This is a genomic window from bacterium (assembly GCA_035307765.1).
In the GTDB taxonomy this organism is placed as follows: Bacteria; Sysuimicrobiota; Sysuimicrobiia; order Sysuimicrobiales; family Segetimicrobiaceae; genus Segetimicrobium.
Map to the genome: position 1 here is coordinate 228,099 of DATGHU010000026.1, position 6,000 is coordinate 234,098.

At 70.3% G+C, this 6,000-nt stretch carries 4 protein-coding genes and 1 riboswitch; of the genes, 3 read left to right on the top strand and 1 reads right to left on the bottom strand.

Annotated features, from left to right (window positions below):
- The first annotated feature begins 77 nt into the window (after positions 1 to 77).
- A riboswitch (cyclic di-GMP riboswitch) is annotated at positions 78 to 152 on the top strand.
- Between the two features lie 384 nt (positions 153 to 536).
- Positions 537 to 2,348 carry a hypothetical protein gene (locus tag VKV57_08990; protein ID HLW60046.1) on the top strand — a complete coding sequence of 604 codons (1,812 nt, stop codon included), beginning with the start codon at positions 537 to 539 and terminating at the stop codon, positions 2,346 to 2,348.
- Between the two features lie 162 nt (positions 2,349 to 2,510).
- Positions 2,511 to 4,427 (top strand): hypothetical protein, encoded by a 1,917-nt coding sequence (locus VKV57_08995; GenBank protein ID HLW60047.1) that lies wholly within the window; start codon positions 2,511 to 2,513, stop codon positions 4,425 to 4,427.
- Between the two features lie 290 nt (positions 4,428 to 4,717).
- On the opposite strand, the gene VKV57_09000 is transcribed toward VKV57_08995, so the two are convergent.
- Complete coding sequence (locus VKV57_09000; GenBank protein HLW60048.1) at positions 4,718 to 5,227, bottom strand: hypothetical protein; 510 nt, start codon at positions 5,225 to 5,227, stop codon at positions 4,718 to 4,720.
- A 371-nt stretch (positions 5,228 to 5,598) separates the two neighbouring features.
- Here VKV57_09000 and VKV57_09005 point away from each other — a divergent pair.
- Positions 5,599 to 6,000: hypothetical protein (locus VKV57_09005; protein ID HLW60049.1), on the top strand; the 402-nt coding region annotated here is incomplete at its 3' end.

The following is a 6,000-nucleotide window of genomic DNA, read 5'->3' on the forward strand; positions in this document are numbered from 1 at the left end:
ACATATCGAACAAACGACGGCGCTTGACAAATGCCGACCCCGGAAGCAGAATGAAGAAAATCGCATAGCACCAGCACCTCCGATAAAGGCAAACCCGAAGCAATTCGGGGACGCAAAGCCACGGGACCCTCGGGGTCAGCCGGGTTACCGAAGAGGGCTCCGAACGTATAAGGCACGGGGCCCTTCGCGGGGCGCCGTGCCGTTTTCGTTTCGCACGGTTCCCTCCGCACCCTGCTGTGGTACCTGGCCGCGCGCACGTTTGGCGCTGCGTCTCCGATAGTCGCCGCACACGATCCCGCACCGGTCTATCTCGCGCACGTCGCACGCTTGGATGCCGACGCCGATCCTGGCGGGCATCCCCCCTGTCACAGGCGAGCTCTTCGCTGTCTTAGCACTGCTGTGTCTGGACGCAAGGTTCGCAGGCGATTCCGGAGGGAGGTGAATCCGTACTGCCTCGAGATCGCGGTTGCGATTAACCCACACGGAGGTGAACTGTGAGGAAAGGTGCCAGACGTTCAAAGGTCCTGTACTTTGCTGTGACGCTCGTGCTGGCGTTTTCGGTTTCGGCGTGGTATTTGGGCGCGAGCCTGCCGGCCGCCCATGCCATGGACTCGGGCAACGGCGGGGCGGGCGGCACCGGCGGTGCCGGCGGTAGCAACAATACCATCGGTTCCGGCAATGGCGCAACCGGTGGCGGGGGCGGCAACGGCGGGAACACCAACTCCGGCGTCTCCGGGAACGGCGGGAACGGTGGGGCCGGCGGGATCGGCGGCGACGGGAACTCAGGCGTGGTGGACAATAGCTCCGGCAGCTCCAACAGCAATTCTGGTGAGGCGGGGAACGGCGCGGCGGGCGGCGCGGGTGGCAACGGCGGGGACACCAACACGAACGGCTCCGGCAACGGCGGGGCCGGCGGGGCAGGCGGCGCCGGCGGCGGCGCGGCGGGGAGCCTGGCCGGCACCACCAACACGGGCGTCCAAGACAACAGCACCGGTAGCGCCAACGCGAACGCCGGTTCGGCCGGCGACGGCGGCATCGGGGGCGCCGGGGGCAACGGCGGCACGTCGAATGACTCCGGCTCGGGCAACGGCGGCAACGGCGGCAACGGCGGCGCCGGCGGCGATCCCAACATCGGCGTCCAGGACAACAGTTCCGGCAGCAGCGATTTGAATGTCGGGGCAGCGGGCACGGGCGGCGCGGGCGGCAGCGGCGGGGCCGGCGGCAACTTGAACGGCAGCGGATCGGGCGGCGGCGGCGCTGGCGGAAACGCCGGGGCCGGGGGCAACGACAACACCGGCGTTCAGGACAGCAGCTCCGGTAGCCTCGACGGCAACTTCGGCACGGCGGGCGTCGGTGGGAACGGTGGGGCCGGCGGGGCCGGTGGGAACTCCAACACCAACGGGTCAGGCATCGGCGGCGCCGGTGGCGCCGGTGGAGCGGGCGGCAACTCGAACGACGGCGTCGTGGACGGTAGCCTCGGGAGCGCGGACGGGAACGCGGGCTCGGCCGGCAACGGCGGTGCAGGTGGCAACGGCGGCACGGGCGGCAGCACCAACGACTCCGGTTCGGGCCTCGGCGGCGCGGGCGGGGCGGGCGGCACGGGCGGCAACTCGAACGTGGGCGTCGGGGACCTTAGTTCTGCGAGCGGCGACGCCAACACCGGCTCCGCAGGCAACGGTGGGGCGGGTGGCGTCGGCGGGAACGGCGGGTCGACCAACGGAGCCGCTTCGGGGAACGGCGGCGCAGGTGGCGCCGGCGGGAACGGCGGCGGCGGCAACGTGGGCGTGTTTGACGGTAGTTCCACGAGCAGCGACACGAACACGGGCTCCGCAGGCAACGGTGGAGCGGGTGGCGCCGGCGGGAACGGCGGGTCGAGCAACGTAGCCGGCTCGGGGAACGGCGGTGCGGGCGGCACGGGCGGCGCGGGCGGCAACAGCAACATCGGCGTGATTGACGCGGGCGCGTCGACCACGAGCACCAACTCCGGAGCTTCCGGCAACGGTGGTGCCGGTGGGTCGGGCGGAACCGGCGGCAACAATAACACCCTGAACTCGGGGAACGGCGGCGGCGGCGGGAACGGCGGCGGCGGCGGGAACAGCAACGAGAACAATTCGGGCAACGGCGGCGCGGGCGGCGGCGGTGGCAACGCCGGTAACGGCAACTTCAACAACTCCGGCAACGGCGGAACCGGTGGCACGGGCGGCGGTGGCGGCAACTCCAACAACAACTCGAGCGGCAACGGCGGAATCGGCGGCGGCGGCGGGACCGGCGGCGGCGGCAACTCCAACAACTCCGGCAACGGCGGGAGCGGCGGCGGCGGCGGCAAGGGCGGCAACAACAACACCTAGACGAGTCCTGGGAATCAGGTCACGGGTGGGGCGCCGGGGCACACGGCTCCGGCGCTCCACCTCCCCTTCGAAGACACCCACCAGGGTGCGCGGCAGGATGCAGTGTAGGCGACTCGCAGGTGTGATCGAATCTATGGGGGCCAATCCATGAGACAACGACGAATGACACGAAGGATCCTGACCTGTGCGGTGACCGCGTTCCTCGCCGTGGTCATCCCGGTCTGGTACGGCACGTACGCCATCCCGGCGCACGCCGGGCCGACGATCGGCAACGGCGGCGCGGGCGGCCAGGGCGGGAACGGCGGCAGCGACAACTCGAACGGTCAGGGCAATGGCGCGACCGGCGGCCAGGGCGGCGCCGGCGGCAGCAACCAGGGCGGGAACGGCGGTGACGGCGGGAACGGCGGCGACGGCGGCAGCAACCAGGGCGGAAACGGGGGCGCGGGCGGCACGGGCGGCGCCGCGGGTAACGGCGGTGGGAGCGGCGGCGGTGTGGGCGGGACCGGAGGAAACGGCGGAGGCGGAGGCAACGGCGGGAACAATACCGGCGGCCAGGGCGCATCCGGCGGCAACGGCGGCGCGGCCGGCGCGGGCGCGGCTGCTGGTGGTGACGGCGGCTGGGGTGGCGCAGGCGGACACGGCGGCAACGGCGGCAATGACAACGGGGGCGATGGAACCGCAGGCGGCAACGGGAACAATGGAACCGATGCCAGCGGCACCCAGAACGGCCTGAACGGAGCGAACGGGGCCAACGGCAAAAACGGACCGAACGACACGGCGCCTGGCCGTGGCGGCGATGGGAGCGGCGGCCCCGGCGGCTTCGCGGGAGATGGAGGAACGAACAACAGTAACTCATCGGGCAACGGAGGCGCCGGCGGCGGGGGCGGGAACGGCGGCAGCAACAACAGCGGAGGCGGCTCCTCGGGCGCCGGCGGTGTCGGCGGCCAGGGAGGGAACGGCGGGAACACCAACGACACCAACTCGGGAAACGGGGGCGCGGGCGGCGGGGGTGGCAACGGCGGGAACAACAACACCGGGAGCGGAGCCGGATTCGGCGGGAACGGCGGACAAGCCGGTGACGGCGGCAACGGAAACACCAATGGTTCCGGGAACGGCGGCACCGGGGGTTCAGGCGGGACCGGGGGCGATCTGAACACCGGACCGGGGAGCGGTGACGGCGGTGACGGCGGCCAGGGCGGCAACGGCGGAAACACCAACGACTCGGGTTCCGGGAACGGCGGGAACGCCGGAAACGGCGGGGCCGGCGGAGCCAGTAACGGCGGCAGCGGCTCCGGGAACGGCGGCGCCGGCGGCCAGGGCGGCGACGGCGGTGACCTAAACACCGGCGGGTCCGGGAACGGCGGAAATGCGGGCAACGGCGGGGCCGGTGGGGCCAACAACGGCGGGGCCGACACCGGTAACGGTGGTGCCGGCGGCCAGGGCGGCAACGGCGGCAACTCGAACGGCGGCGCATCCGGCATCGGCGGGAACGGAGCTGACGGCGGGGCCGGCGGGAGCGGAAACGGCGGCACCGACACCGGCAACGGCGGGGGTGGCGGGATGGGCGGCAATGGCGGCGACTTCAACCTGAGCGGCGCCGGCAATGGCGGGAACGCCGGAGGCGGGGGCAATGGCGGTGATGGGAACAATGGGACCGACACCGGCAACGGCGGGGCCGGCGGCCAGGGCGGCAACGGCGGCAACTTCAACACGCTGGCGGGCGGCGCGGGCGGCAGCGGCGGCACCGGCGGCAGCGGGGGCGGCGGTAACAGCGGGGCGAACGCAGGAAACGGCGGTGGAGGCGGTCAGGGCGGCGACGGCGGGAATGGGAACAACGGCGGCGGGAACGGTGGGAGTGCCGGGAACGGCGGCCAGGGCGGGAGCAACAACAACGGTGGCTCCGGCAACGGCGGTGGGGGCGGCCAGGGCGGAAACGGCGGCAGCGGCAATAGCGGGGCCAGCAACGGCAATGGCGGCACCGGCGGCGGTGGCGGCACCGGCGGCAGCGGCAACAGCGGCGGCTCCGGCAACGGCGGCGGAGGCGGCAAGGGTGGGAACGGAGGCCAAGGCAACACGTAGACACACCGTGGAGGAGACGGGCTGATACACTGGGCTGGCGTGGAGCGGATCCGCTGCCACGAAATCCGAGACGGCCACGCCAGCCGTCCGCGCGGGCCGTGTCGTCAACGATAAGGACATTCCGCGCGCCCCAAAACGGTCGAGGCCCTGGCTGGTGCCAGGGCCTCGGGCTTGGCCCGCAGGGGACCCGATCTTAGAACGTCATCCTGTCCGATCCGCGTGTGCGTTCAGCGAGATTGCCTATGCTGAGGCGCACGCCGGTTTGAACCTCCGGAACCATTTCCGGGAAGTCACCGACCTCTCGTATTCGCCCACCACGGCACCAGTAACGCCACCGATACGGCGGTAATGTAATGTGTCGCCGCGTCCGCGGGAAGATACCGCGCGGGGAAATGCCGCGTGCCGAAGTGTCCGAGGCCCGCGAGCGCGAGGAGTTGCCGGAACGGAGACGTAAACCCCGAAAGGGGGATCCCGAGCGATGGACTGGGTCCCGATGCCCCTGGCAGCTTCGCGATAAGTACCGTGGAAATCGTCGCGATCGCCAAGGTGATCACCCAGAGTGCCTCGACAGGACGGCGTACGATTCGTCCCAACCAGCCATAGAGAATGCCACCGAGAATGCCGGCCAGAAACGCGGACCAGAGTGTGGCATCCCGGGGGGGAACTCGGGCGTGCATGATGACCTCAACGCCGACGCTCGCCAGTGCAGCCACGACTCCGGCAATGGCGCCTGCACTAATGCTGGCTCCCCACCCTGGCACAACGCGAGTCTTCGAGATCGGCCATAGTCCTTCAGCCATTTGAACCACCCCCGCGGTCAACTTCGACGCACTCGCATCACACGCCCTTTGAGCGATGGGCTGGGAAAATCTTGCCAGCCGGGGATTCGACCATGCTCTGCCACCTATATACCCCCGCAGACCCACCGGCTCCGTACCCATCATATGGTAGGCCGGGGCTCGACCTCCGGTGGAATCTCTGAAACACTTTCCCCCGGGGCACGGACGTGTGCCCCGGGGGGAGGGATTTACTTCTGCCCTGCCGATCCGTCGCTGGAGCAAGACTGATTCGGGCCGCGGTTCCCGCACTGTTGGTTGGAGCTCCCTTGTCCTCGGTTGTTACCACGATCATTGTTCTGAGAAGTGGAGTTGGGCAGCCGCTGTGGAACCGGTTGAGCGATCTGCCGCTGCGGGGCCGGTTGGACAATCTGCCGCTGCGGGATCGGCTGGACGATCTGGCGCTGCGGGATCGGCTGAGCAATCTGCCGCTGCGGGATCGGCTGAATAATCTGCCGCTGCGGGATCGGCTGAACAACCTGCCGCTCTGGGACCGGCTGGACAACCTGCCGCTGCGGGATCGGCTGAACAATCTGCCGCTCTGGGACCGGCTGGACAATCTGCCGCTGCGGGACCGGCTGAACAATCTGCCGCTGCGGGATCGGCTGAACAATCTGCTGCTGCGGGGTCGGCTGGACAACCTGCCGCTCTTGAACCGGCTGAGCTATCTGCCGCTGTGGGACCGGCTGAACAATCTGCCGCTCTGGGACCGGCTGGACAACCTGCCGCTGCGGAGT